The sequence below is a fragment of the Caryophanon tenue genome (assembly GCF_001700315.1).
In the GTDB taxonomy this organism is placed as follows: Bacteria; Bacillota; Bacilli; order Bacillales_A; family Planococcaceae; genus Caryophanon; species Caryophanon tenue.
In genome coordinates, this window is record NZ_MASJ01000001.1 from 250,898 (window position 1) to 276,925 (window position 26,028).

A 26,028-nucleotide genomic window follows, 5' to 3' on the forward strand; every position below is an offset into this window, starting at 1 on the left:
ATCCCGCTTTTTTCTAACATCTAGATGGCAGGTCGCAAAAAGTTTTTTTCGATGTGAAAGAAGTATTCCCACTTCATAAACGCATGTATTTGTCTTTTGTTAGTACTAACATCATGGTGTATATATTGAATTTTTAGATATTAATACCTAAAATTAAAGGTATAACTTGTTGGAGGGGATGCGCATGGGGATGTTTGGCTGGCTATCATTAAAAGAAGGATTCCCGCTTTGGCTATCAACGACTTTAAATAAACATACAATTGCGGAAAAAGAAATGATTTTTGAAAACATCGCGAAAAATCGAGTGAGTACATTAACGGAATGGACGACTGATAGATGGACTTCGTTATATAGTCGCCAAGAGGAAATGCGTTATGTGCAGCAAGAAGATTTACCGGCATTTTTAGTGACATCGAAGGAGCGTAGTACATATTTTACGGAGTTATTTTTAATCAATGAAGCGCATCATGTGTATGCATCAAGCTATGCACGGGCGGAAGCTTCCACAGCTTTATACGAACAAGCAATTGCGCATGTATTGGCAACAAAGCAACCATTGTTATATGGACCGTTTGTGGATGCATTAACAGAGGAGATTGGTGGGCGTACATCAAAGTTTCATGATGCGGTGACACTGTTATTTTTGCTACCGATTATGGTAGAAGACAACACGACACATATTTTAGCTGCGCGTGTGCCAAATGATGTCATTGGCGATTTAATTCAACGAGAAGCAGGGCATATTTATGCGGAGTCTGGCGATAATTATGTGTTTATGGTCAAGCCGTATTTTCAAAAAGACATCTTACCTGGTACGGCATTGTCGCGTAGCCGTTTTGAAGATGCATCCTTTTCGCTCGGGGATAATTTAAAGGGCGGAATCAAGACAAAGCACTGGGGGATTGTGAAAATTCAACAGCATACAGAATTTGAAATTCGCTTCACCGACCCTGCAACAAAGGAGCTTCATCCGGGTGTTCAACGGACTATTGAACATGGCGATAATTTAATGGTTGAGTTTCCTGGTTACTCAGATTACCGGCATATCCCGGTCATTGGAAAAGGGGTGACGTTTCAGTTGCCACATAGTTTAGATTCGTGGGGCATGATGTGTGAAGCGGATTTAGAGGAAGTATATCGCACACGTTCGATTGGCGTGACGCTTGGTGCGAGCTTTATGATGTTTATGTTAGCGAATATTATATTGTTTCAATTGTTAATGATGCTAAATGTACCGCCACTTGCAATATTTTTAGTGAATGTTGTTTATGTGATAGGTGGTGGCATGTTTTTTATTAAAAAACGACTGAAGCCAATTGTACAGCAAGTGCGTACAATGACGACCGGTATTCAAATGATTGCAGAAGGTGGTGGCGATTTAACGAGGCGCATTTCTGCTGATATGCTTACGAATAACGAAGTTGGCATGATGGGACGGTGGGTGAACAATTTTGTTGACTCGCAAAGCTTATTATTAGCGAAAGTGCAGCAAACGACAGACCGCGTTACACAAACAAATGAAGTATTGCGTCAAAAATCGTCACAAGTCGAGCAACAGTCTTTACACGTACAAGAAGATGTACAAGAAATGTTTAGTGCGATGGACCAGCAATTACATGATGTTCATACTGCAATGACACGCATTGATGAAATTCGAACGTCGATGGAAATGCTGGAACAATCGTCATTGACACAGCTACATGAAGTCCAAACACAAGTAGCCGGTATTAGTCATAAAATGGGCGCTATTGTGCAGGAAGTACGTCAAGCGCAACATATGACCAAGGCGTTCTCGGTATCATCACGTAGTATTGAAGGTGTTGTGACATCGATTCGGGCGATAGCGGACCAAACGAATTTGTTAGCATTAAATGCGTCAATTGAAGCAGCGCGTGCCGGCGAGCATGGCAAAGGCTTTGCGGTCGTAGCGGACGAAATTCGTAAGCTTGCAAATGAAACGAAAGTAGCGACCGGTGATATTGATGAGACATTACGCCAAATTGAGCATAGTGCGGTGGCAGTTGAGCAAGCAATCGGACAAGGGACAGAAGAGGTGCAACAAGGTGCGATCTATATTGATGATGTAAAATCGGTGTTGCTGGCGATGTCACATCAAGGACAAAATCATCCAGAAGTGACCGAGCAAATGCGCGATATTGTTCGAAGTATTGCGGCAAGCAGTGAACAAAATGTGCGTGCTGCTAAAAATGTGGAGCAAGCGATGGAGAAAATGCTACAAATTATGGTGCAAGTGCAGCACGAAACAGAGCGAAGTGGTTTAGTCATTCATAATTTATCGCAAACAGTACAAAAATTTGATGTGTAAAGCGTGAATGAATTAATAATCTGAGACAAACGTAAAAAGAGTATGAGACAAAAAGAAATATCCTTCAGCCGTTGTCGTTGCTGAAGGATATTTTTCTGCTTTTGGTGCTACTCCACATAGCGGACGCGTTTCGCAGGCATGGCTTGAGGCAAACACGATGTTTGTCACATCTGCCTTGCCACACGACGTGGCGTTTTTGGCAGATGTTCCGCTTAAAAGCACATGCTCCTGCGGTTACTCGTCGCAGAAAAACATTGCTTTTCCTGCAGAAGTCGCCGCTTGTGTCGGGACGCACCCGCAAATTCTTATCATCTCAATACACTCATTTTCATAAGAAATAGAGTTCTGTCCCATCCTTTATTTTTTGCTACGTGCTACTTCACGTAGCGGACGCACGAGCAAATCATGATCATCTCTATAAACGTAGTGTTAGCAGAAATAAAGTGCTAATCCTGAACGCTTGTTACGATCATGTACGTTTAAATTGCTGCAGGCGTTCATAAATGGCGGCGAGCCGTTTTTCTTCACCAGCAGACGTTGGTGTATAAAATTGTGTACCAACTAATTCATCAGGTAAATATTGTTGGTTCACCCAACCGCCAAACGAGCCAATCGGGAAATCGTGTGGGTATTGATAACCGCCATGGCCAAGTGTAGTCGCTCCTGCATAATGTGTATCGCGTAAATGAAGCGGAATATCGCCTGTTTTGCCTTCGTGAATCGCACGTGTAGCGGCATCCACTGCTTTATAAGCCGAGTTTGATTTCTCGTTTAAGCACATCATTGCGACGGCATTTGCAAGCGGAATGCGCGCTTCTGGCATACCGAGGCGCTCGGCTGCTTGAACAGCGGCAAGTACATGTGCACCGACAGATGGATTGGCAATGCCGACATCCTCATACGCCATGACGAGCAAGCGACGATTAACGGCAACTAAATCACCAGACTCTAATAAATGTGCCAAATAATACATCGCCGCATCGATATCACTACCACGTACGGATTTTTGAAGTGCCGATAATAAATTATAAAAGTGTGAGCCTTTTTGGTCGCCATATACACCAATGCGCTTTGCTAAACTTTCAATTGCGCGGTCACTAATGACGGTCGTATTGTCAACGTCATCAGAAGCATAGTACACAGATTCTAGTAACGTTAACGCTTTTCGCGCATCACCATTTGACGCAGTAGCAATCATCGTCAGCTGCTCCTCACGAATATCAATCGCATATTTACCAAGTCCACGCTCGCGGTCTGTAAGTGCACGTTGCAGCACTGTGCACATTTCTTCCACCGTAAGTCGCTTTAATTGTGCAATTTCACCACAGCGTGAGCGAATGGCAGGGTTGACATCATGAAACGGATTTTCAGTCGTCGCACCAATTAATACGATGCCGCCACTTTCCACATGTGGTAACAGCGTGTCTTGTTGTAATTTATTAAAGCGATGAATTTCATCTAAAAATAATAAAACTTTTCCATGTAAGCGCACTTCTACGACGATATCTTCAATATCTTTCTTCCCAGACTGTGTCGCGTTTAGGGCAAAGAATGGTAAATTGCTAGAGCCGGCAATCGCGTATGCAATCGATGTTTTACCGATGCCAGGCTCTCCGTATAACAATATGGAAGGGACATGCCCTTGTGTAATCATTTTATAAAGTGGCGTATGAGGGCCAATGAGATGTTGCTGCCCAATAACATCATCGAGCGTTTTTGGACGCATGCGATAGGCAAGTGGTTCAATTGCCATAGTATCCCTCCTTTTATATCTGTAGTATAGCATGTGCAAAAATCGTTGCGCAAAACGCTATGCTTATGGTAAGCGGTCGAAAAAATATATGTTATAATAAGTTGATATGATTTATAGGTAATCTATTTGAACAATGTGGTAAATAGGATTTATCACGCTTAGTAGCGAAACGATACGTTAACTACTATGACTATTAACTTTTGAGGTGTAATTATATGAAAATTTCTACTAAGGGTCGCTACGGCTTAACGATTATGATTGAGCTAGCAAAACATTACGGACAAGGTCCATTACCGCTCCGTCAAATTGCGGCTGATAAAAACTTATCAGAAGCATATTTAGAGCAGCTTGTATCACCACTTCGCAATTCAGGCTTAGTAAAAAGTGTACGTGGAGCATACGGCGGTTATATGTTGGCTCATCCACCGGCAGATATTTCAGCTGCGGACGTTATTCGCGTATTAGAAGGGCCGATTCAACCAGTTGAAGGTATCGAAGAAGAAGAGTCACCACAGCGTGAGCTATGGATTCGTATCCGTGACGCTGTAAAAAACGTATTGGATACAACGAGCTTAGAAGATTTAGCAACACATACGGACGCAGAGCCATTAGAAGGCTATATGTTCTATATTTAAGGAGATAGTATAATGAACGCAATTTATCTTGACCATGCGGCAACGACACCGATGTCACCAACTGTCATCGCTGCAATGGCAGACGCAATGGCAAATGACTATGGCAATGCATCGAGTATTCATCGTGTTGGTCGTGACGCACGTAAGCAGCTTGATGCAGCACGCGCGGTACTTGCCGCATCAATTGGTGCGAAGCCAACGGAAATTTTACTAACGAGCGGTGGAACGGAAGCGGATAATACCGCAATCTTCGGTGTAGCAGAAGCAAGAGCGCACGAAGGAAAACACATTATTACAACGCAAATCGAACATCACGCGGTACTTCATGCGTGCGAAAAATTACAGAAAAAGGGCTACGACGTTACGTACCTACCTGTAAATGAGTACGGTGTTGTCTCAGTTGCGGACGTCGAAGCAGCACTGCGCGACGATACGATTTTAGTGACGATTATGTACGGTAATAATGAAGTAGGTGCTGTGCAGCCAATTGCCGAAATTGGCGCGCTACTTCAAAATCATCCCGCAACATTCCATACAGATGCTGTGCAAGCATACGGCTTACTGGATATGCAAGTGGATGCATTAGGTGTCGATTTACTAAGTGTGTCCGCACATAAATTGAACGGTCCAAAAGGTATCGGTTTTTTATATGTACGTACAAACACAAAATGTACAAATTTATTATACGGTGGCTCACAAGAACGAAAGCGTCGCGCGGGAACAGAAAATGTACCGGCCGTTATTGGCTTTGCTACAGCGGTAACCGAGGCAGCCGTAAAACGTGACGCCGCAATTACAGCATATAAACAGTACCGTACCATTTTACTGGATACGTTTGAGCAAGCAGGCATTGCATATAAAGTGAACGGTGAGCAAGGGTTAGCGCATGTTCTAAACATCATGTTTGCAGGTACACATGTTGAGTCCTTTTTAATTAATTTAGATATGAGCGGTGTGCTTGTATCAAGCGGTTCAGCATGTACAGCAGGTTCGATTGACCCGTCACACGTGTTAGTGGCCATGTACGGTGAGCAAGCCGAAGAATTACGTAGCTCTATTCGCTTCAGCTTTGGTCAAGGGTTAAGTGACGAAATAATTCGCGATGCAGCAAATCGAGTAGTTGCTATTGTACAACGACTTGTGAAATAATAGAGTTTGCCCGATTAGGGGTAAATAAAGACTTCGCGCCTTTTACGCGAGTTTGTCTAAACGAAAAGGTGAATAGTATGAACGAAACAAGAGACCCATCACAAATCCGTGTGGTCGTTGGAATGTCAGGTGGCGTAGACTCATCTGTAACAGCTCATTTATTAAAGGAACAAGGCTATGATGTTGTCGGCATCTTTATGAAAAACTGGGATGACACAGACGAAAATGGTTTTTGTACCGCAACAGAAGATTATGAAGACGTAATTGCCGTTTGTAACCAAATTGGCATTCCGTATTATGCTGTAAACTTTGAAAAGCAATATTGGGATAAAGTATTTACGTACTTCCTTGAAGAATATAAAGCAGGTCGTACACCGAATCCAGACGTGATGTGTAATAAGGAAATTAAGTTTAAAGCATTCCTTGAACACGCGATGAATTTAGGGGCAGATTATTTAGCAACAGGTCACTATGCACGTGTAGACCGTACAGGTGATGAAGTGAAGATGCTGCGCGGTGTCGATAATAATAAAGACCAAACGTATTTCTTAAATCAATTATCACAAGAACAGTTATCACATGTGATGTTCCCAATTGGTAATATCGAGAAAAAAGAAGTGCGTAAAATTGCTGAAGAAGCGGGTCTTGCAACAGCGAAGAAAAAAGACTCAACAGGTATTTGCTTCATCGGTGAGCGTAACTTTAAAGAGTTTTTATCACAATACTTACCAGCGCAACCAGGCAATATGGAAACATTTGATGGTGAGGTAAAAGGAACACATGACGGCTTAATGTATTATACATTAGGACAACGCCACGGTTTAGGTATCGGTGGCGACGGTGAACCTTGGTTCGTATTAGGAAAAGACTTATCACGTAATGTGTTATATGTTGGACAAGGGTTCCATCACGAAAAACTATATTCAGATGCGTTAACCGCAGTGAATTTAGGCTTTACATCAAATGAGCCGAAGCCACAAACATTTACATGTACAGCGAAATTCCGTTACCGCCAAGATGATTCACCGGTAACAGTAGAAATGCAGCCAGATGGTTCAGCACTGATTACATTTGCAGAGCCACAACGTGCGATTACACCAGGTCAAGCGGTTGTATTATACGACGGTGAAGAGTGTATCGGTGGCGGTACAATTGATAAAGTATTAAAAGGTAGTCAAGCATTAACATACGTAGGGTAATGCATGTCGGTGGAGAACTCGTTTCTCCGCCGATTTTTACAGTCGAAAGGGGTATCATTTACATGGATTTTAACGAACAAGGCATTCAAGCCATTCAAGAGCGTCGTTACGAAGATGCAGCGAAATATTTTACACAGGCAATTGAAGCAGAGCCAGAAAACGCAGTAGGCTACGTAAACTTTGGGAACTTACTTGCAACGATGAACGAAGCGGAGCGTGCAGAGCGCTTTTTCCAAAAAGCGATTACATTAGATGAAGGCGCTGCAACAGCGTACTACGGCTTAGCGAATCTTTACTTTAATGCAGAACGCTTTGTCGAAGCTGCGAAGTTATACCAAAAGTCAATTGATAATGGTATTGAAGGGGCAGATGCTTTTTATATGTTAGCGAAGTGCTTTGAGCGTGAAGAAAACTATAAATTAGCATTACCGTATATGCAACGTGCAGCAGAGCTAGCACCGCAAGATTTACAAATTCGTTTATCATACGGCATTTTATTATGTACATTAGAACTATTCCCACAAGCAAAAGCGGAGCTAGACTTTGTTATTGAAGAAGACTGGAATAATGCAGATGCCCATTATAATTTAGGGATTTTATATGCAGTATCGACAGACCAGCTAGACGACGCATTGTATCATTTAAAACAAGCGTTTACGTTACAGCCTGAATTTGTACAAGCGCATGAAATTTATAATATGTTACTGCAAAAGAAAAACTAAAAAACAGCCTGCTTATGCGTAAAAGCGCAAGCAGGCTGTTTTTTATTCTGGCTGTGGTTCCGATTCTTCATTTGGACGTGGTGCAGGTTTATCTGGTGTAATCGTTTCTTCTTTTGGCATCGCTTGAATCGTCGCATTCAATTTATATAATTTGTTAAAATGCTGAACGAAATCTTCAAGCTTCAAGTTTGCTTCAATATAGGACATCGTTTCACAATCTTGTACAAGCCCACATGTTGCTTTTAATGACTTCGAGAATTCCAATAACATGCGCTCATTATTTAAGTGCACAACAATGGCTTCTTCATCCTCGTAATCTTCACGGTCAATTTTAAAATATTCTCCGTCAATAATACGTTCTAAATTTGTGTCTTCAAATGGAAATTTATAATGCTTGTAAATAATATTCATTGCCGAAATCCTCCAGAAAAAATTATTTTGCACAAAATGCGACTACTTCGTCATACGACAAGTCGCCACCAAAAATAGATAACGCACTACCAATTGTGACATGTAGCTTGCCGTTTGCTACTGCGTCAAATTGACGTAAGTCTTCAAGTGAACGTACGCCCCCTGCATACGTCGTTGGAATATGTACCCACTGTGCTAAATCGCGTACAAGCTCTTCTTGCATACCACTTTTTTTGCCCTCAACATCGACTGCGTGAATTAAAAATTCATCACAGTATTGCTCCAGTTGGCGAATGGATGCTTCGTTGACAATAAAATCACTAAACTTTGTCCATTTATCTGTCACAACATACCAGTGACCATCTTTTTGGCGACAGCTTAAATCAAGGACAATATGCTGTTTGCCAACTGCGTCAATCAGCTTTTGTAAACGTTCCATATGCAGCGCGCCATCATGGAAAATATACGATGTCACAATGACATGTGAAGCGCCTGCATCAATATAGCTTTTCGCATTTTCAGCAGTAATGCCACCACCGATTTGTAAACCTCCAGGATACGCAGCAAGTGCTTCCTTTGCAGCTTGCTCATTGCCACTGCCCAGCATAATGACATGTCCGCCAGTTAAGCCATCTTTTTTAAATAGTTCTGCGTAATAGTGTGAATCGTGCGCAGACACAAAGTTTTCAATGACTTTTTGGTCACTGTAGCCAAGTGTACTTCCAACGATTTGTTTTACTTTGCCATCATGTAAATCAATACAAGGTCTAAATTCCATAAACTCAACCCTTTCTTTTACCTATTATCTTAATATTTGAATATTTATTCAAGTTTAAAATCTTCAGTTCACGAACGGTTGCTCGTATTCTATGGTAAAATAAACAGAAAAACAATCGAAGGAGGGAAGATTATGACGCAAAATATGGATTTATTTGAACAAAATAAATTATTCGTGCTTGGTCGTCCAATTGTATCCATTTTTCATAATAACCAAAATATGTATTCGATTGTGCGTATTAAAATACAAGAAACGAATGTTGCGTTTGATGAAAAAGAGTTAATTGTCGTTGGTTACTTCCCACCACTTCAAAATGATGAGTTATATCGTTTTACTGGACAATTGCGCCAACATCCAAAATACGGACAACAATTTGCAGCGGATACATTTACAAAGGAAGTGCCTGCGACTGAGCAAGGCGTTGTCCATTATTTGTCGAGTGATTTATTTACCGGTATTGGACGCAAAACAGCAGAGTTAATTGTCGAGAAGCTAGGTGTCAATGCCATTACACGTATTTTAGAAGACCCGTATGCACTAGATGAAGTACCAAGATTGTCGCAAGAAAAGAAAAATATGCTGCGCGAAACGATTGAGCAAAATTTAGGGCTTGAACGTGTCATGATTCAATTAAACGAGTGGGGATTCGGACCACAGCTAGGCATGAAAATTTATCAAACGTATCGTGAACAAACGATTGAGCTATTAAATGAAAATCCGTACCGCCTCATTGAAGATGTGGAGGGTGTCGGCTTTTTTAAAGCAGATGAACTTGGGGCAAAGTTAGGTATTACAGGTACGCATAAAGACCGTGTCGCAGCAGGGATTTTACATGTGTTAACGAACGGAGCATTGTCAGAAGGGCATGTATATTTAGATGCCGAGCATATTTTACCGACTGTTAAGAGCATGCTAGAGCAAAGCCAGCGTGAGGAAATTACGTATGATTTAATTACACAAGTGCTCATTGAAATGCGTGAAGAGAGCAAAATATGCGGCGAGGAAACGCGTGCTTATTTACCATCTCTTTATTTTTCAGAAGTCGGCATCGCTTCAAAAATTATAACGTTACTCGAAAAAAATAAAGAGCATTCGACATTCCCAACCGATGCCATTCGTCATGCGATTGGCGATATTGAAGAATTAAATGGTGTGACGTATGCACCAACACAAGTACAAGCGATTGAAACAGCACTCAATTCATCAGTAATGATTTTAACGGGAGGACCTGGAACGGGAAAAACAACGGTGATTCGCGGTCTTGTTAATGTTTATGCTGAACTGCATGGTCTATCATTAGACCCACAGTATTATGCGCAAAAAGAAGAGCCATTTCCGATTACACTTGTTGCACCAACGGGTCGAGCAGCGAAGCGTTTAGCAGAATCAACAGAACTTCCAGCGATGACGATTCACCGCTTGCTTGGCTTTACGGGGCAGGAGAAGGATGAAGAAACAGAGCGTGAAATTGGCGGCCGTTTACTCATTATTGATGAAATGTCGATGGTTGATACATGGCTTGCACATCAATTATTGAAAGCTTTGTCTGAAGATGTACAAGTTGTATTTGTAGGCGACCAAGACCAATTACCACCTGTAGGACCTGGACAAGTATTAAAAGATTTATTAGCGTCAAATGAAGTACCAACAGTCGAGCTAACCGATGTGTACCGACAAGCGGAAGGGTCGACGATTATTGAAATTGCACATCAAATTAAACAAAATAAAATTCCAGATAATTTAACCGCTAAAACATCGGACCGTAGTTTTATTCAAGCTGGCGTTAATCAAGTAGCAAGTGCGGTGACACAAGTCGTACAGAGTGCTTTAAAGAAGGGTTATAGCATTCGTGATGTACAAGTGCTTGCGCCCATGTATAAAGGACCTGCCGGTATTGATATGCTAAACAAAGAAATTCAAGCGCTTGTCAATCCAAATGACGATGGCAAACGTCGTGAGCTAGCGTTTGGTGATACAATTTTCCGTGTAGGGGACAAAGTGCTGCAGCTCGTGAACCAACCAGAGAGCAATGTCTTTAACGGTGACATGGGCGAAATTATTTCCATTATTAAAGCGAATGAAACGGTAGAGAAGCAAGATACGATGATTGTCAGCTATGACGGTATTGAAGTGACGTATCAGCGCGGTGATTTAAATCAAATTACGTTAGCATACTGTTGCTCGATTCATAAATCACAAGGTTCGGAATTTGCGATGGTGATTATGCCAGTTGTACGTGGCTATGCGAAAATGCTGCGCCGTAATTTACTGTATACCGGCATTACGCGTGCAAAGAACTTCTTAATTTTATGTGGCGAGCCGGATGTATTAATTCAAGGTCTACAACGTACGGATGATTTACAACGTTTAACGACGTTACGTGCACGTTTACATGCCAGTGACTTGACAGAAGCAGAATATGGGCAAGCAGACGACCATACAACTGCTGTGAAAGAAGATGTAATACCACTGGAAACGGTTAAACACGAACTACCACAGCATCTGTCGGTAGAAACATTGCCACATATTCATCCGATGATTGGAATGGAGCATATATCACCGTATGATTTTTTAAACGATAAGGATTAATTACAGTGGAAAGAGCCTTTTTGATACTATGTAGCATGTATTATTGTATGAAAAGGACATACCAATTCAATAATCGTGATATCATACTCGTCTTTCAAAGTGAAAACTGGGACATTATATGACGAATGAGTGGCTCGTTTTGTCCCGTTTTGTCAATATGCTGTAATTTGTGTAACGTAAGTGGGGCGAAAAGCGTCCGCTTGCGTTATTTTTTATAATTTTTTTTGACGAACGTTCACTTTTTTATAGAGTTTTATGTTCGTGTTTTTATTTCGATGCATTTTAGTTTTTCATAAAAATATCCAAACGGAGAAGCAAAAAAATAAAATTTAAATAAATGACTATGTAACCGGTTTAATATCTGAAAAATCGTAAAATATTATTAATTTGAAAATGACCTAATAAGTGCTATTATCTGTTTAAGAAATCAGATGTATGACTTCTTACTTCAAACAAGTAAAAGAGTTATACAGATTACACAAAATTATATAAGAAGGTGTCTTTCTATAATGAACATTTTATGGGGAATTGGCGGTATTTTCGTCATTTTAGCATTAGGTTTCATTTTCTCAAGTGCCCGTGCAAGCGTTAAATGGCGCACAATTATCGCAGGTTTATCAGTTCAGTTAATCTTTGCATTTATCGTATTGAAATGGGAAGCAGGACGCGAGGCGTTAATGTTTGTATCAGATGCGGTACAAAATTTAATTAGCTATGCGAACGAAGGGATTGTATTCGTATTTGGTGGTTTAGCAGATGCGAATAATGTAGGTTTCGTTTTTGCGATTAACGTATTAACAGTTATTATTTTCTTCTCAGCATTAATTTCAGTATTATACTATTTAGGAATTATGCAAATCATTATTAAATTCATCGGTGGTTTCTTATCGAAAGTATTAGGTACGAGCCAAGCAGAATCAGTAAACGCAGCAGCAAACATTTTCGTTGGACAAACAGAGGCACCATTAGTTATTCGTCCGTTCTTAGCGAAAATGACAAAATCAGAATTATTCGCCGTAATGACAGGTGGTTTAGCATCTGTATCAGGTTCGGTATTAGTTGGTTATTCATTATTAGGTGTTCCATTAGAATATTTAATTGCCGCTTCATTCATGGCAGCGCCAGCAGGTTTAGTAATGGCGAAATTATTAATGCCTGAAACAGAAGAAGTAGATGCAACTAACTTCAAGATGGAAAAAGATACACAATCAGCAAACGTTATCGACGCAGCAGCGCGTGGTGCGGGTGATGGTATGCAACTTGCTTTGAATGTCGGTGCAATGTTATTAGCATTCATCGCATTAATTGCTTTATTAAATGGTATTTTAGGTTTTACAACAGGTATTTTCGGTTTAGAAGGCGTTACAATTGAAAAATTATTAGGTTTCGTATTTGCACCAATTGCGTTTATCATCGGTGTACCGTGGGAAGAAGCAGTTAAAGCTGGTTCATTCATCGGTCAAAAATTGGTATTAAACGAATTTGTTGCTTATACAAACTTCGCACCAGAAATTCCAAACTTAACAGACAAAACAGCGATGATTGTTTCATTTGCATTATGTGGTTTCGCAAACTTAAGTTCAATGGCAATTTTAATTGGTGGTTTAGGTTCGATGGCGCCAGAGCGTCGTCCAGTTATCGCGAAATTAGCATTTAAAGCGGTAATCGCAGGTACATTAGCATCATTACTAAGTGCTGCAATTGCAGGTATGTTTATTTAATAAATAGTGAAGTTGCTCTTCCATTACGGAAGGGCAACTTTTTTGTTTCTACCTATATAAATATTGCAAAATGTATAAGCTGTGCATTGACAGCTTGTTTATTTGTACATATAATTTAACGTAGAATATGAATGAATACATTGACGGAGAAAGTACGTTTAATTGTGACTGATGTAAGAGAGTTGTTCCAAAGGCTGAAAGAGCAACCAGGCATATAAACCGAAAGCTACTCCTGAGTGCAGCTAATCCCTGCCGTTCACTGCGTTAAAGTGCTTAGAGATATGTTTGTCTGTGTACAAGCATAAACTAGGGTGGTACCGCGAGATAACAGTCTTCGTCCCTTTTTTAGGGATGGGGGCTTTTTTTATGCAATAAAGAATGCCATGTATGTATTCACAGTTAACTTTAGGAGGAAAACAACCATGAAAGCTTCAGAAATTCGTCGTCTTTATTTAGAATTTTTCCAAGAGAAAAATCACCATTTAGAACCGTCAGCACCACTTGTACCAATTAATGACCCGTCATTACTTTGGATTAACTCAGGTGTTGCGACATTAAAGCCATATTTTGATGGCCGTGTTATTCCAGACAACCCACGTATTACAAATGCACAAAAATCAATTCGTACAAATGATATTGAAAACGTTGGGAAAACAGCGCGTCACCATACATTCTTTGAAATGTTAGGGAACTTCTCAATCGGTGATTACTTCAAAAAAGAATCTATTCACTTTGCATGGGAGTTTTTAACTGATAAAAAATGGATGGGCTTTGACCCTGAAAAATTATCAATTACATTACACCCGGAAGACCAAGAAGCATATGATGTATGGGCAAATGAAATTGGGATTCCAGAAGAGCGTTTAATTCGTATTGAAGGGAACTTCTGGGATATCGGTGAAGGTCCATCTGGTCCAAACTCAGAAATCTTCTATGACCGCGGTGAAGTATATGGCTTTGGTACACCAGAAGAAGAAATGTATCCAGGTGGCGAGAATGAACGTTACTTAGAAATTTGGAACCTTGTATTCTCTCAATTTAACCACAATCCAGATGGCACATATACGCCACTACCAAAGCAAAACATTGATACAGGGATGGGGTTAGAGCGTATCGTATCCGTTGTACAAAATGTACCAACAAACTTCGATACAGACTTATTCATGCCAATCATTGAAAAAGTAGAAGAGTTTGCGAACCGTAAATATAAACGTCCAAGCGAAGTAGATTTAAAAGAAATCTTCGGTTCAACAGAAGATATTAACACACCATTCAAAGTAATTGCTGACCATATTCGTACAGTAGCATTTGCAATCGGTGACGGTGCATTACCATCAAATGAAGGTCGCGGTTATGTATTACGTCGTTTACTACGTCGTGCGGTACGTTATGCAAAACAAATCGGTATTGATAAGCCGTTTATGTACAAATTAGTGCCGACTGTTGGTGCGATTATGGAAGACTTCTACCCAGAAGTAACAGCGAAAGCAGAATTTGTTGCACGCGTAATTAAAAACGAAGAAGACCGCTTCCACGAAACACTTGACGGTGGTTTAGCGATTCTTTCAGATGTAATTGCGTCACAAAAAGCAAAAGGTGAAACGGTTATTCCAGGTGCGGATGCATTCAAACTATATGACACATTCGGCTTCCCGATTGAGTTAACGGAAGAATATGCAGAAGAAGCAGGCATGACAGTTGACCAAGCAGGTTTTGAGCAAGCGATGGAGCAACAACGTGAGCGTGCACGTAACGCACGTGCAGACGTAGATTCAATGCAAGTGCAAAGCGAAGTGTTAGCGAACTTAACGCAAGCTTCTACATTTGTATATGATGCGTATTCATTACAAGGCACAGTGGCAGCAATCGTTGTTAACGGTCAAGAAACAAATACAGCTTCTGAAGGTGAAGAAGCATTAGTGATCTTATCAGAAACACCGTTCTACGCAGAGATGGGTGGACAAATCGCCGACACGGGTGTTATCGAATCAGATACATTTAAAGCGGTTGTTAAAGACGTACAAAAAGCACCAAATGGACAACCGTTACACACAGTTGTGATCGAGTCTGGTGAAATGAATGTAGGCGACGTGGCAACTGCAAATGTCGACGAAGCAAAACGTAAATTAATCTTGAAAAACCACACAGCAACACATTTAATGCACCGCGCATTAAAAGACGTATTAGGTGACCATGTAGCACAAGCAGGTTCTTACGTAGGTCCAGACCGTTTACGCTTTGACTTCTCTCACTTCGGTGCAGCAACGAAAGAAGAGCTTGCACAAGTAGAGCGCGCAGTAAACGAAAAAATTTGGGATGACATTGAAGTAGTAATTCAAGAAATGGATATTGATTCTGCAAAAGCGATGGGCGCAATGGCATTATTCGGTGAAAAATACGGAGATGTTGTACGTGTCGTAGCCGTTTCAGATTACTCAATCGAGCTTTGTGGTGGTTTACACGTACAACGTTCATCTGAAATCGGCTTCTTCAAAATTGTTTCTGAAGGTGGTATCGGTGCAGGTACTCGTCGTATCGAGGCAGTTACTGGTAAAGCAGCGTACGAAGCAGTAAAAGAAGAAGAAGCGGTATTACTTGAAGCAGCTGCATTATTAAAAGCGAATGCAAAAGATGTGGCAACACGTGTTGCGTCATTACAAGCTGACTACAAAGAATTACAACGTGAAAACGAATCATTATCACAAAAAATCGCCAATGCTCAAGCAGGTGCAGTATTAGATGCAGCGAAAACATTCGGTGATGTAACGGTGTTATCAACAGTAGTTGAAGCGAAAGATAACAACCAATTACGCCAAATGATGGATGACTTAAAAGCGAAAATGGATAAAGCCGTTATCGTTTTAGGTGCTACAGATGGCGATAAAGTAATGTTATGTGCAGGGGTTTCAAAAGAAATTGCTGGTGGTGACTACCACGCAGGTAATATCGTGAAGCACGTTGCAGAGCAATGTGGCGGTAAAGGCGGCGGACGCCCAGATATGGCAATGGCTGGTGCGAAGGATGCAGATAAGCTAGAAGCAGCATTAGCATCTGTATATGAACTACCAATTTTTGCGTAAGCGTCTGAACAAAACGACACACGATGATACGGTATAGTGGTTATGACCTGAAAATTTAGGAAGTTTTGTTTAATTTTCTAGACTTCACATGAATTTAGGCAAATTCATTTATTAAGTCTTTTAAATCATGTATACTGAGGAAAAAGGAGATGCGACTCGTTTGCATCTCCTTATTTCTGAAAGCGAGGTGCTGGGCATGGATTCATTCGATCACACAATGAAATTTAATTTCCCTGAAGAATCGATGGAGCAGGAAGTCAAGCAAGTAATGTTAAAGGTGCATACATCTTTAGAGGAGAAGGGTTATAACCCAATTAACCAGATCGTTGGTTACTTGCTCTCTGGCGATCCGGCATATATTCCTCGTCACCAAGATGCGCGTAATTTAATTCGTAAGCTGGAACGTGATGAAATCTTAGAAGAGCTCGTCAAATTTTATATTAAACATAACGAGGAATCAAAATGAGAATTATGGGATTAGACGTTGGCTCAAAAACAGTCGGCGTAGCAGTAAGTGATGCGTTCGGCTGGACAGCACAAGGCGTTGAAACGATTAAAATTAACGAAGTGGAAGCTGAATTTGGTATTGAACGTATTGCAGAACTTGTGAAGGAATATACTGTAACGGAATTTGTTGTAGGGTATCCGAAGAACATGAACAATACAATCGGTCCGCGTGGCGAAGCATCGGAAAACTACAAAAAAATGCTGGAAGAGCGCTTTGGTTTCCCAGTGAAACTATGGGACGAACGCTTGACAACAATGGCGGCAGAACGTATGCTCATTGAGGCGGATGTTAGCCGCAAAAAGCGCAAGCAAGTCATTGATAAAATGGCAGCTGTAATGATTTTACAAGGTTATTTAGACAGCAAAAACTAACAGTGAATAGAAAAGAGGAACTCAACATGGCAGAACAAGAAAATCGCAACATCACATTAGTAGACGAAAACGGTAACGAAACGTTATTTGAAGTATTAGATACATTCACAAACGACGAAAACGGTAAATCATACGTATTTATTTCTGAAGTAGGCGCTGAAGAAGACGAAAACGGCTACGTAGAAATTCACGCATATTCTTATGTGGAAGATGAAACAGGTGAAGGTGGCGATATCTTCCCAATCGAAACAGAAGAAGAGTGGGCTTTCGTAGAATCTAAAATGGAAGAAATCGAAGACCAAATTAACGCGTTAGAAGACGAAGACGAAGAGTAATCGATACGTAGAGAATTGGGAGAAGGCAGTTTGTCTTCTCCTCTTTTTCTGTAACGAAATATAGATGAGCAGAAGGGAGTTTTTCCAGTGGAAGAACAAACATTTACATTACAAAATGAAGTGGGCGAAGATGTAACATGTCGCGTCGTGTTTACATTTGATGCGGAAGAACACTCATATGTGTTATTTACAGTTGTAGGCGATGAAACAGGTCAAGTGTCTGCATTACGTTATATTTTAGATGATAACGGTGAGTTATCGGATTTTGCTGACATCGAAACAGATGAAGAGTGGGCAATGGTTGAAGAAGTAATGAACACCATTGTGAGTGAATTCTCAGAAGACCAACAAAATTTTATTACTGTAACAAATGAACAAGGTGACGATGTGGAATTCCAAATTTTACACCGTTTCCAACATCCAGAAACGCAAAAAGATTACTTGTTTTACGGTGATTTAGATGACAATGGTATGGTGACAGAAGTATTTGCATCGGCTTATGCATCTGGTAATAACGGTGAAGTACTTGACTTGTTACCGATTGAAACAGATGATGAATGGGCATTTGTTGAAGCGGTATTACAATCATTACAAGGTGAACAATAGCAGGAGGTTTTTTTCGTGTATCCAAATTGTCCAAAATGTAATTCTTCATACACGTATGAAGATGGTGTGAACTATGTATGTCCAGAATGCGCGCATGAGTGGGCGACAACACCAGAAGAGGAAGAAGTGGTAGTCATTAAAGATGCAAACGGCAACGTGCTTCAAGATGGCGACACAGTAACAGTCATTAAAGATTTAAAAGTAAAAGGTAGCTCAAGTGCTGTTAAACAAGGAACGAAAGTGAAAAATATTCGTTTAGTGCTAGATGCTACAGATGGTCATGACATCGATTGTAAAATTGATGGCTTTGGCGCAATGGGCTTAAAATCAGAGTTCGTGAAAAAGATTTAATGAAAAAGATTGTCCACGTAAGCGGGCAATCTTTTTTACGTTAGGCGGAAAAAAGGTGACGGTGTATCTATTTACAGCGTGAACCTTTTATCGGCATAATAGATTTGTTTGTCACATGCGACAGAATCTTGTATGATTATTTACAGAAAAAAGTAGGGGGGATCACCTAAGTGGGACCAGAAAAGAAACAGCAAATGTTCCAAAATATAGCGGAACGTAAAGGCGAAATGAAAAAAGCGCGTAAAATCTTTTTAATCGTAGCAGCAGCCTTTGTTGTCATCATGCTAGGCATTGGCATTTATGGCTATTCGTATATTACAAGTGCATTAAAACCGATGAATCCAGATTCTGAGGAAACAGTGGAAATTGAAATTCCATTAGGGTCAGGTGTTACAACGATCGCGACGATTTTAGAGGACAATCAGCTCGTAAAAGATGCGAAAATATTTAAATACTATGCGAAGTTTAAAAATGAATCACAGTTCCAAGCCGGTACATATGATTTATCACAGGCAATGACATTAGATGAACTGATTGAAAGTTTAAAGTCTGGGAAATTATACCGTGAGCCATTATTTACAATTACGTATAATGAAGGCTGGACTGTTGAACAAATTGCAGAGCGTGTGGCTGAGAAAACAACGCACACAGCAGAAGACTTTTTAGCAAAAGTGGATGACCCTGCATATATTCAAGAGCTTGCAGCGAAATATCCAACATTAATTAATCCAGAAGAAATGCTTGCAGAGAATGTACGTCATCCGCTAGAAGGCTATTTATACCCTGCAACATATCCGTACTATGAGGAAAATCCACCACTGACAGTGATTATTGAACAAATGTTAGAAGAAACGAATAAATATGTTGTGCAGTATCAAGAAGCAATTGCGGCGATTGAAGATATTAACACAGCACATAAGTTTTTAACGTTCGCGTCACTGCTTGAAAAAGAAGCGACAGCCGCAACAGACCGCGCAACGATTGCGAGTGTGTTCTATAACCGTTTTGATGAAGGAATGCCATTACAAACGGACCCAACTGTTTTATATGCGTTAGGTGAGCATAAGGACCGTGTACTTTATTCAGATTTAGAAGTAGATAATCCATATAACACGTATAAAAATCAAGGATTACCACCAGGACCAATCGCAACACCAGGTACAGCGTCAATGGAAGCCGCATTAAGTCCATCAAAAACGGAGTATTTATTCTTCTTAGCGGACAAAGATGGCAAAAACTACTTCGCGAAAACATACGAAGAGCATCAGCAAAATGTTGCCAAATACATTGATACGCAATACGAATAATAGGCATGCAGTATATTGAAAAGATGAGTCTTTCCCATCAATTTGTCACAATTTCAAAATAACAACGGGTCAGAGGAAAGAACAGTCGCTTTCCTCTGATTTTCATGTTATTATAGATTGTGATTTTTTGATGTTTAACAACTGTTGAATGATAAAAGATACATGAAGGTGGGCGCAAGTGCTGCTCTCCTTTTTTCTGTGTATAAACGGCTATTTTTTGGACTTTGTGCAGAAATATGTGATGTTTTGCCCTGTAAGCGATGAACATATATTGACGGCAGAAGAAGTGGACGTTTTCGCAGAGGAAAAGTATAGAGACATTCAAAAAAGTAAGGAGTAACGTGAAATGGAATTATCTGATCACTACATTGCGACCTTTATTCATGAGCGTAGCGAATTGTTACTAGAAATGGAGCGCTATGCAGAAGAACACCATGTACCAATTATGCAACTTGCCGGAATTGAAGCATTAGCACAATTGTTACGCATTCAAAATCCAGCAACGATTTTAGAAATCGGTACAGCAATTGGCTATTCAGCGATGCGTATGGCAGAAGCATTGCCTAATGTGCACATTACGACGATTGAGCGCGATACAGCCCGTGTCGAGAAGGCGCGCGACTTTATTGGCCGTTCAGACGTTGCCGCGCAAATTCGCGTCATTGAAGGGGATGCATTAGAAGTTGATAATGCTGATTTATTACCACAATATGATGCGGTGTTTATTGATGCAGCCAAAGGGCAGTATCAAAAGTTCTTTGAAAAATATTCGCCATTAGTACCGAGCGGCGGCATTTTATATATTGATAATATGTATATGCATGGATTATCTGATTTAGATATTAAAGAAGTACCGCGTCGTAAGCGTACAATGATTCGAAATTTAAAAACATTCTCAGACTGGATTTTAAGTCATGAGGAGTACACATCTGCCTTCTTCCCGATTGGCGATGGTATTTTAATTTGTTTGAAGAGGTGAGCAACGTGACAAAAAAACCTGAATTATTAGTGACGCCACAATCTGTGGCACATGTAGAAGCTTTACTAGCAGCTGGCGCTGATGCATTTGTCATTGGTGAACAAAAGTTTGGTCTACGTTTAGCTGGAGACTTTACGGTAGACGAAGTACGTGAGGCAACAAAGATTATTCATGCAGCAGGTAAGAAAGTATACGTAGCGGTGAATGTACTGTTTCATAATGACCGTTTAGAAGCGCTTGATGTGTATTTACAGCAAATGCAAGACATCGGTGTCGATGCGTTGTTATTCGGTGACCCTGCTGTTGTGGTAGCGGTTAGAGAACTTGGCATTACGATTCCACTACACTGGAGTCCAGAGACAATTGCAACAAACTGGTTCCAATGCAATTATTGGGGCGAGCGCGGAGCAACACGAGCGGTATTAGCGCGTGAGCTGTCGATGGAGGAAGTGTTAGAAACGAAGGAGCATGCGAACGTTGCCATTGAAGTGCAAGTGCACGGCATGACATGTATGTTCCAGTCGAAGCGTTCATTGCTAGGCAATTACTTCTTATATCGCGATGAAGTGATGGAAGTCGAAAATCGTAAAGACAATCGCAATATGTTTTTACATGACAAAGAGCGTAAAAATAAATACCCAATTTATGAAGATATGAATGGTACGCACATTTTCTCACCAAATGATATGTGTATTATTGATGAATTAACAGAGCTGTTTGAAGCAGGCATTGATGCGTTGAAATTTGATGCTGTGCTGCAAGAGTTTGCGTACACAGTACGTGTCACAAATTTATATCGTCAAGCAATTGATGCGTATTTTGACGAAGGTGTCGATGCGTATGAGGAGATCAAAGACGATTTACTTGCACAAATTGAGGAGATTCAACCAGCATTACGTCCACTAGATACAGGTTTCATTTTTAAAGAAACGGTTTATTAGGACGAGGGGGGTACATGATGTTACAACTAATTCAAAATGATAAAATTCGTTCGGTTGTAGACGGCAAAACAGTCATTACGAAAAAGCCAGAATTATTAGCACCTGCCGGCAACTTAGAAAAGCTAAAAGTAGCGGTGCATTATGGCGCAGACGCGGTATTTATCGGCGGACAAGAGTTTGGTCTACGTTCAAATGCCGGCAACTTCACGATTGAAGAAATGCGTGAAGGGGTAGAGTTTGCGGAGAAGTATGGTGCTGTTATTTATGTCACAACGAATATTTTTGCACATAACGAAAATATGGATGGCTTAACAGAATACTTACAAGCGATTGAAGGCGCAGGTGTACGCGGTATTATTGTAGCGGATCCGCTTATTATTGAAACATGCCGTAAAGCCGCACCGAAGCTTGAAATCCACTTATCGACGCAGCAGTCCTTATCCAACTGGAAAGCTGTGAAGTATTGGAAAGATGAAGGGTTACACCGTGTTGTACTTGCACGTGAAGTTGGTGGCGAGGAAATGCGCAAAATGAAAGAGGAAGTGGATATCGAAATCGAGGCGTTCGTGCACGGTGCGATGTGTATCGCTTACTCTGGTCGTTGCGTGTTATCGAACCATATGACTGCGCGCGATTCAAACCGTGGTGGCTGCTGCCAGTCTTGTCGCTGGGATTATGATTTATATGAACAGCAAGACGGCGAAGAGGTAGCATTATTTACCGAAGAGGACGCGCCATTTGCCATGAGCCCGAAAGATTTAAAGTTAATCGAATCTATTCCACACATGATTGAGCTTGGTATTGATTCATTGAAAGTAGAAGGGCGCATGAAATCGATTCACTACGTAGCAACTGTTATTTCAGTGTATCGTAAAGTAATTGATGCGTATTGCGCAGATCCTGAAAACTTCACAATCAAACGTGAATGGCTAGAAGAGTTAGACCGTTGTGCAAACCGTGATACAGCATCATCGTTCTTCTTAGACGCGCCAGGTGTTGACCAGCAAATGTTCGGTGCTGAGGCAGCGAAGACAAAAAATGCAGCATGGGATTTTGCCGGTGTTGTATTAGACTATGATGCAACTACACAAATGGTGACATTACAGCAACGTAATTTCTTCCGACCAGGTGACACGATTGAATTTTTCGGTCCAGAAATCCAAAGTTATCAAATGACGGTTGGCGATATTTATGATGACAAAGGGGTAGCACTTGATGCAGCCCGTCATCCGTTAGCAACCATTCGTTTTAAAGTAGATCACCCAGTTTATCCAAATAATATGATGCGTAAGGAGCTTAAAAAAGTATGACAAAACGCCCTGTAGTAATCGGTATCGCAGGTGGCTCTTGTTCAGGTAAAACAAGTGTTACACGTGCCGTATATGAAGTATTTAAAGAACATTCAGTAGTAGTAATCGAGCAAGATTATTATTATAAAGACCAAGCTCACTTAACGTTTGATGAGCGTTTATTAACAAACTATGACCACCCATTTGCGTTTGATACAGATTTATTAATCGAGCATGTGACATCATTAATTGATCGTAAACCTGTACAAAAGCCGGTGTATGACTATGTGAATCATACGCGTGCAGAAGAAGTGATTGCAGTAGAGCCAGTTGATGTAATTATCGTCGAAGGTATTTTAGTGTTAGAAGATGAGCGTTTACGCGATTTAATGAATATTAAAATCTTTGTAGATACAGATGCTGATTTACGTATTATTCGTCGTATTCAACGTGATATTAAAGAGCGTGGTCGTACAGCAGATTCAGTAATTGACCAATATTTATCAGCGGTTCGTCCGATGCACAATTTATTTATTGAGCCAACGAAGCGCCATGCGCATTTAATCATTCCAGAAGGTGGCGGTAACGAAGTAGCCATCGACCTATTGATTACAAAAATTAAAACAATTCTTGAATCAAATGACGTTATGTAATATGATAGGGAAAGTATGAACGATAGCTCATTGATAAGCTATTGAAAATTTTTCCTATATACATTACAATTAACGCTATATAATGCTTACACAAAATCGACCATTTTAGGGATGTTTCCTCTAATGGTCGAGTTTTTCTATTTTGTAATCGCTTTAAAGCGTGAAAATCTAAGGAGTGAATGAAGTTGTCTAATGAAAAAAAATACCCTATGACAATTTTAGGGAAATTAGAAAAAGAACGTGAAATGGAGCAGTTAATTAAAATTAACCGTCCAGAAATCGTAGCGCGTATTAAAGAAGCGCGTGAATTAGGAGATTTATCGGAAAATGCTGAGTACCATGCAGCAAAAGAAGAGCAATCAATCCTAGAAGGTCGAATTGCAACAATTAACAATATGCTACGTTTTGTTGAAATTATTGATGAAAAAATTTCACTTGATGATAAAGCAAAATTAGAAGCTTACTTAGCAGAAGCACAAGAAAAAGTAGCTGAGTACGAAGCAGCAAGTGTTACAGCGAAAGAAAATAACGCAAAAGAAGAAGCGGCGTTATTAGATGAAAAAGTAAAGCTTGAAAAATGGTATGCTGAAAAAGTGGAAGAGCTTTTAGCAACTGTAGAAGTAGACGCTGAAAAGAAAACATCTGAAGTTGTGACAATCGGTAAAACAGTAACATTCGTAGAAGTAGGCGAAGATGACGAAGAGTCATATACAATCGTTGGTTCTGCGGAAGCTGACCCATTTGAAGGTAAAATTTCAAATGACTCACCAATCGCGCGTGGTTTACTTGAGCGTAAAGTAGGCGATGTTGTGAAAATCGCGACTCCTGGTGGCGACATGGAAGTGAAAATCATTAAAATTCAATAATAGAATTACATCAAGAAGCTTGCTGCGTGCAGGCTTCTTTTAACGAGGAGGAATTTGTATGAAAATTGCAGTAATTGGTGCAATGGAAGAAGAAGTACAGTTATTACGTGACACATTAGAAAATGTCGCAACTGAAAAAATCGCAGGTACAGAATATACGACGGGTACATATGCCGGTAAAGATGTCATTTTAATGAAGAGTGGTATTGGTAAAGTAAACGCAGCAATGTCAACGGCAATTTTACTAGACCGCTATAAACCAACAGTTGTCATTAATACAGGTTCAGCAGGTGGTTATGATCCGACACTTGAAGTAGGGGCAGTTGTTATTTCGGATGAAGTGCGTCACCATGATGTGGATGCATGTGTATTTGGCTATGAAATCGGTCAAGTACCGCAAATGCCGGCAGCGTTTAAAGCGGATGCGAAATTAATCGAGGTGGCAAAAGAAGCGGTTGAAGCAGTAGGTGAGCATAAATATGGTGTTGGCTTAATTTGTTCAGGTGATGTATTTATGAGCGACCCTGTTCGTGCAGAACTTGTACGTGGACAATTCCCAACAATGAAAGCTGTCGAAATGGAAGCAGCAGCTGTTGCACAAGTATGTTACCAATTTGGTACGCCATTTGTTGTCATTCGTGCGTTATCGGATATTGCAGGACAACAATCAAACATTAGCTTTGATGAATTTTTACCGGTAGCCGCAAAACATTCGACACAAGTCGTATTAAAAGCAATCGAAACATTATAATAAATAAAAAGTGTAGTCCCTTTATTAAGGACTACACTTTTTTTATCGTAAATGTGCTGATCATGAGGATAGCTAAAATCGGTGTTAAAAACATATAGAAAACAGGATTCGCAAAATCTAAAAAGAAGATTGTGAACGTTAGCAGAGAACCAGCCGCTGTAATTGGCAGCCCTGTGAAATAGCCATTTGACTCTGAAACGTTGAATCGAGCTAAACGTAAAGCACCGCAAACGATATAAAGTACGGTCATAATCATCCCGACTGTACTGAAATCATGTAACACAACTTGATAAGCAAGCAAGGCAGGCGCTACGCCGAATGAAATAATATCACTCATCGAATCAAGCTGTTTACCAAGCTCGGATTCTTGCTGTAGTTTACGCGCCACTTTGCCGTCATAGCGGTCTAGTAGTGCTGCAATGAAAATAAATAAAATGGCATAGCTATAATAGCCTTCGAATGTTGCCATAATCGATGCGCCACCAAATGACATGTTGGCAATCGTTAAAATATTTGCAGCTTGCGATTTTAGTTTTTTTACCGTTGTATCCACCATATGAAGAAGAAACATGGGGAAACACTCCTTTGGATTATAGGATAATGAACGCGTCCATTCCTATAGCATTTTTGTGATTCTATGCGTATGTGCATTGTATAATAAGGTCAGACATGTTTAAATAAAAAGAGCACATACATTCCTTAAGTGTA

At 40.4% G+C, this 26,028-nt stretch carries 23 protein-coding genes, 2 pseudogenes and 1 other annotated feature; of the genes and pseudogenes, 21 read left to right on the forward strand and 4 right to left on the reverse strand.

Translation table 11 applies throughout. The features are described 5' to 3' along the window. The first annotated feature begins 184 nt into the window (after window positions 1-184). Window positions 185-2,326: a methyl-accepting chemotaxis protein gene (locus tag A6M13_RS01120; RefSeq protein ID WP_066542271.1), complete on the forward strand. Its 2,142-nt coding sequence runs from the start codon at window positions 185-187 to the stop codon at window positions 2,324-2,326. Window positions 2,327-2,795: 469 nt separating this feature from the next. Here the strand turns inward: A6M13_RS01120 and A6M13_RS01125 are convergent, their stop codons facing one another. Continuing rightward, a complete protein-coding gene (locus A6M13_RS01125; RefSeq protein WP_066542272.1) occupies window positions 2,796-4,079 on the reverse strand; it encodes a replication-associated recombination protein A in 1,284 nt (427 codons plus the stop codon). Between the two features lie 215 nt (window positions 4,080-4,294). Here A6M13_RS01125 and cymR point away from each other — a divergent pair, with 215 nt between their 5' ends. The 4 genes from cymR (at window position 4,295) to A6M13_RS01145 (ending at window position 7,784) form a co-directional block, all read left to right on the forward strand. Beyond that, complete coding sequence (gene cymR / locus A6M13_RS01130; protein WP_066542273.1) at window positions 4,295-4,714, forward strand: cysteine metabolism transcriptional regulator CymR; 420 nt, start codon at window positions 4,295-4,297, stop codon at window positions 4,712-4,714. Between the two features lie 12 nt (window positions 4,715-4,726). After that, window positions 4,727-5,863, forward strand: a complete 1,137-nt coding sequence (locus A6M13_RS01135; protein WP_066542274.1) for a cysteine desulfurase family protein — start codon at window positions 4,727-4,729, stop codon at window positions 5,861-5,863. Window positions 5,864-5,940: 77 nt separating this feature from the next. Continuing rightward, window positions 5,941-7,062: a tRNA 2-thiouridine(34) synthase MnmA gene (mnmA, locus tag A6M13_RS01140; RefSeq protein ID WP_066542275.1), complete on the forward strand. Its 1,122-nt coding sequence runs from the start codon at window positions 5,941-5,943 to the stop codon at window positions 7,060-7,062. Between the two features lie 62 nt (window positions 7,063-7,124). Then, window positions 7,125-7,784: a tetratricopeptide repeat protein gene (locus tag A6M13_RS01145; protein WP_066542276.1), complete on the forward strand. Its 660-nt coding sequence runs from the start codon at window positions 7,125-7,127 to the stop codon at window positions 7,782-7,784. Between the two features lie 42 nt (window positions 7,785-7,826). On the opposite strand, the gene A6M13_RS01150 is transcribed toward A6M13_RS01145, so the two are convergent. Together A6M13_RS01150 and hisA are read right to left on the reverse strand one after the other, a co-directional pair. After that, window positions 7,827-8,195, reverse strand: a complete 369-nt coding sequence (locus tag A6M13_RS01150) for a hypothetical protein (RefSeq protein WP_066542277.1) — start codon at window positions 8,193-8,195, stop codon at window positions 7,827-7,829. A gap of 22 nt (window positions 8,196-8,217) precedes the next feature. Next, window positions 8,218-8,973, reverse strand: coding sequence for a phosphoribosylformimino-5-aminoimidazole carboxamide ribotide isomerase (gene hisA / locus A6M13_RS01155; RefSeq protein WP_066542278.1), 756 nt, complete (start codon window positions 8,971-8,973; stop codon window positions 8,218-8,220). Window positions 8,974-9,105: 132 nt separating this feature from the next. Here hisA and recD2 point away from each other — a divergent pair, with 132 nt between their 5' ends. The 16 genes and pseudogenes from recD2 to mtnN all read left to right on the forward strand — a co-directional run bounded on the left by recD2 (window position 9,106) and on the right by mtnN (window position 25,320). Further along, window positions 9,106-11,562: an SF1B family DNA helicase RecD2 gene (gene recD2 / locus A6M13_RS01160; RefSeq protein WP_066542279.1), complete on the forward strand. Its 2,457-nt coding sequence runs from the start codon at window positions 9,106-9,108 to the stop codon at window positions 11,560-11,562. 509 nt (window positions 11,563-12,071) lie between these two features. After that, window positions 12,072-13,283 carry a NupC/NupG family nucleoside CNT transporter gene (locus tag A6M13_RS01165; protein ID WP_066542280.1) on the forward strand — a complete coding sequence of 404 codons (1,212 nt, stop codon included), beginning with the start codon at window positions 12,072-12,074 and terminating at the stop codon, window positions 13,281-13,283. Window positions 13,284-13,414: 131 nt separating this feature from the next. After that, window positions 13,415-13,628, forward strand: a binding site (T-box leader). A 77-nt stretch (window positions 13,629-13,705) separates the two neighbouring features. Further along, window positions 13,706-16,363, forward strand: coding sequence for an alanine--tRNA ligase (gene alaS / locus A6M13_RS01170; protein WP_066542281.1), 2,658 nt, complete (start codon window positions 13,706-13,708; stop codon window positions 16,361-16,363). A gap of 196 nt (window positions 16,364-16,559) precedes the next feature. Then, a complete protein-coding gene (locus A6M13_RS01175; protein ID WP_066542282.1) occupies window positions 16,560-16,829 on the forward strand; it encodes an IreB family regulatory phosphoprotein in 270 nt (89 codons plus the stop codon). Then, window positions 16,826-17,242: a Holliday junction resolvase RuvX gene (ruvX, locus tag A6M13_RS01180; RefSeq protein WP_066542283.1), complete on the forward strand. Its 417-nt coding sequence runs from the start codon at window positions 16,826-16,828 to the stop codon at window positions 17,240-17,242. The genes A6M13_RS01175 and ruvX overlap by 4 nt, the downstream gene beginning before the upstream one ends. Window positions 17,243-17,268: 26 nt before the next feature. Continuing rightward, window positions 17,269-17,577, forward strand: a complete 309-nt coding sequence (locus tag A6M13_RS01185; RefSeq protein ID WP_066542284.1) for a DUF1292 domain-containing protein — start codon at window positions 17,269-17,271, stop codon at window positions 17,575-17,577. An 87-nt stretch (window positions 17,578-17,664) separates the two neighbouring features. Next, window positions 17,665-18,183: a DUF1292 domain-containing protein gene (locus tag A6M13_RS01190; protein ID WP_066542285.1), complete on the forward strand. Its 519-nt coding sequence runs from the start codon at window positions 17,665-17,667 to the stop codon at window positions 18,181-18,183. 15 nt (window positions 18,184-18,198) lie between these two features. Next, complete coding sequence (locus A6M13_RS01195) at window positions 18,199-18,534, forward strand: zinc ribbon domain-containing protein YjdM (protein WP_066542286.1); 336 nt, start codon at window positions 18,199-18,201, stop codon at window positions 18,532-18,534. Window positions 18,535-18,728: 194 nt separating this feature from the next. Continuing rightward, window positions 18,729-19,841, forward strand: a complete 1,113-nt coding sequence (gene mltG / locus A6M13_RS01200; RefSeq protein ID WP_066542636.1) for an endolytic transglycosylase MltG — start codon at window positions 18,729-18,731, stop codon at window positions 19,839-19,841. Window positions 19,842-20,187: 346 nt separating this feature from the next. After that, the gene (locus tag A6M13_RS01205; protein WP_066542287.1) at window positions 20,188-20,820 is read left to right on the forward strand and encodes an O-methyltransferase; all 633 of its coding nucleotides are present in this window, start codon (window positions 20,188-20,190) and stop codon (window positions 20,818-20,820) included. Between the two features lie 5 nt (window positions 20,821-20,825). Beyond that, the gene (locus A6M13_RS01210) at window positions 20,826-21,761 is read left to right on the forward strand and encodes a peptidase U32 family protein (RefSeq protein WP_066542288.1); all 936 of its coding nucleotides are present in this window, start codon (window positions 20,826-20,828) and stop codon (window positions 21,759-21,761) included. Window positions 21,762-21,775: 14 nt separating this feature from the next. Further along, entirely contained in the window at window positions 21,776-23,071 is a 1,296-nt protein-coding gene (locus A6M13_RS01215) for a peptidase U32 family protein (protein ID WP_211270280.1), read from the forward strand. After that, window positions 23,068-23,703 carry a uridine kinase gene (gene udk / locus A6M13_RS01220; RefSeq protein ID WP_066542290.1) on the forward strand — a complete coding sequence of 212 codons (636 nt, stop codon included), beginning with the start codon at window positions 23,068-23,070 and terminating at the stop codon, window positions 23,701-23,703. Before A6M13_RS01215 ends, udk begins: the two co-directional genes overlap by 4 nt. Before the next feature lie 209 nt (window positions 23,704-23,912). Further along, window positions 23,913-24,107: pseudogene (locus A6M13_RS16675) on the forward strand (GreA/GreB family elongation factor); the annotation flags it as partial. 225 nt (window positions 24,108-24,332) lie between these two features. Continuing rightward, window positions 24,333-24,569: pseudogene (locus A6M13_RS16680) on the forward strand (GreA/GreB family elongation factor); the annotation flags it as partial. A 58-nt stretch (window positions 24,570-24,627) separates the two neighbouring features. Continuing rightward, window positions 24,628-25,320: a 5'-methylthioadenosine/S-adenosylhomocysteine nucleosidase gene (mtnN, locus tag A6M13_RS01230; RefSeq protein ID WP_066542291.1), complete on the forward strand. Its 693-nt coding sequence runs from the start codon at window positions 24,628-24,630 to the stop codon at window positions 25,318-25,320. Window positions 25,321-25,351: 31 nt separating this feature from the next. Here the strand turns inward: mtnN and pssA are convergent, their stop codons facing one another. Then, complete coding sequence (gene pssA / locus A6M13_RS01235; RefSeq protein WP_066542292.1) at window positions 25,352-25,891, reverse strand: CDP-diacylglycerol--serine O-phosphatidyltransferase; 540 nt, start codon at window positions 25,889-25,891, stop codon at window positions 25,352-25,354. Window positions 25,892-26,028 lie beyond the last annotated feature (137 nt).

Bases quoted from the DNA above. Each gene is read 5' to 3' on its own strand.
- pssA (WP_066542292.1), bottom strand. From the start codon at position 25,891: ATGTTTCTTCTTCATATGGTGGATACAACGGTAAAAAAACTAAAATCG.
- A6M13_RS01125 (WP_066542272.1), bottom strand. From the start codon at position 4,079: ATGGCAATTGAACCACTTGCCTATCGCATGCGTCCAAAAACGCTCGAT.
- mtnN (WP_066542291.1), top strand. From the start codon at position 24,628: ATGAAAATTGCAGTAATTGGTGCAATGGAAGAAGAAGTACAGTTATTA.
- A6M13_RS01205 (WP_066542287.1), top strand. From the start codon at position 20,188: ATGGAATTATCTGATCACTACATTGCGACCTTTATTCATGAGCGTAGC.
- cymR (WP_066542273.1), top strand. From the start codon at position 4,295: ATGAAAATTTCTACTAAGGGTCGCTACGGCTTAACGATTATGATTGAG.
- ruvX (WP_066542283.1), top strand. From the start codon at position 16,826: ATGAGAATTATGGGATTAGACGTTGGCTCAAAAACAGTCGGCGTAGCA.
- A6M13_RS01135 (WP_066542274.1), top strand. From the start codon at position 4,727: ATGAACGCAATTTATCTTGACCATGCGGCAACGACACCGATGTCACCA.
- A6M13_RS01175 (WP_066542282.1), top strand. From the start codon at position 16,560: ATGGATTCATTCGATCACACAATGAAATTTAATTTCCCTGAAGAATCG.
- udk (WP_066542290.1), top strand. From the start codon at position 23,068: ATGACAAAACGCCCTGTAGTAATCGGTATCGCAGGTGGCTCTTGTTCA.
- mnmA (WP_066542275.1), top strand. From the start codon at position 5,941: ATGAACGAAACAAGAGACCCATCACAAATCCGTGTGGTCGTTGGAATG.
- A6M13_RS01165 (WP_066542280.1), top strand. From the start codon at position 12,072: ATGAACATTTTATGGGGAATTGGCGGTATTTTCGTCATTTTAGCATTA.
- hisA (WP_066542278.1), bottom strand. From the start codon at position 8,973: ATGGAATTTAGACCTTGTATTGATTTACATGATGGCAAAGTAAAACAA.
- A6M13_RS01150 (WP_066542277.1), bottom strand. From the start codon at position 8,195: ATGAATATTATTTACAAGCATTATAAATTTCCATTTGAAGACACAAAT.
- A6M13_RS01120 (WP_066542271.1), top strand. From the start codon at position 185: ATGGGGATGTTTGGCTGGCTATCATTAAAAGAAGGATTCCCGCTTTGG.
- alaS (WP_066542281.1), top strand. From the start codon at position 13,706: ATGAAAGCTTCAGAAATTCGTCGTCTTTATTTAGAATTTTTCCAAGAG.
- A6M13_RS01185 (WP_066542284.1), top strand. From the start codon at position 17,269: ATGGCAGAACAAGAAAATCGCAACATCACATTAGTAGACGAAAACGGT.
- A6M13_RS01215 (WP_211270280.1), top strand. From the start codon at position 21,776: ATGATGTTACAACTAATTCAAAATGATAAAATTCGTTCGGTTGTAGAC.
- A6M13_RS01145 (WP_066542276.1), top strand. From the start codon at position 7,125: ATGGATTTTAACGAACAAGGCATTCAAGCCATTCAAGAGCGTCGTTAC.
- mltG (WP_066542636.1), top strand. From the start codon at position 18,729: ATGTTCCAAAATATAGCGGAACGTAAAGGCGAAATGAAAAAAGCGCGT.
- recD2 (WP_066542279.1), top strand. From the start codon at position 9,106: ATGACGCAAAATATGGATTTATTTGAACAAAATAAATTATTCGTGCTT.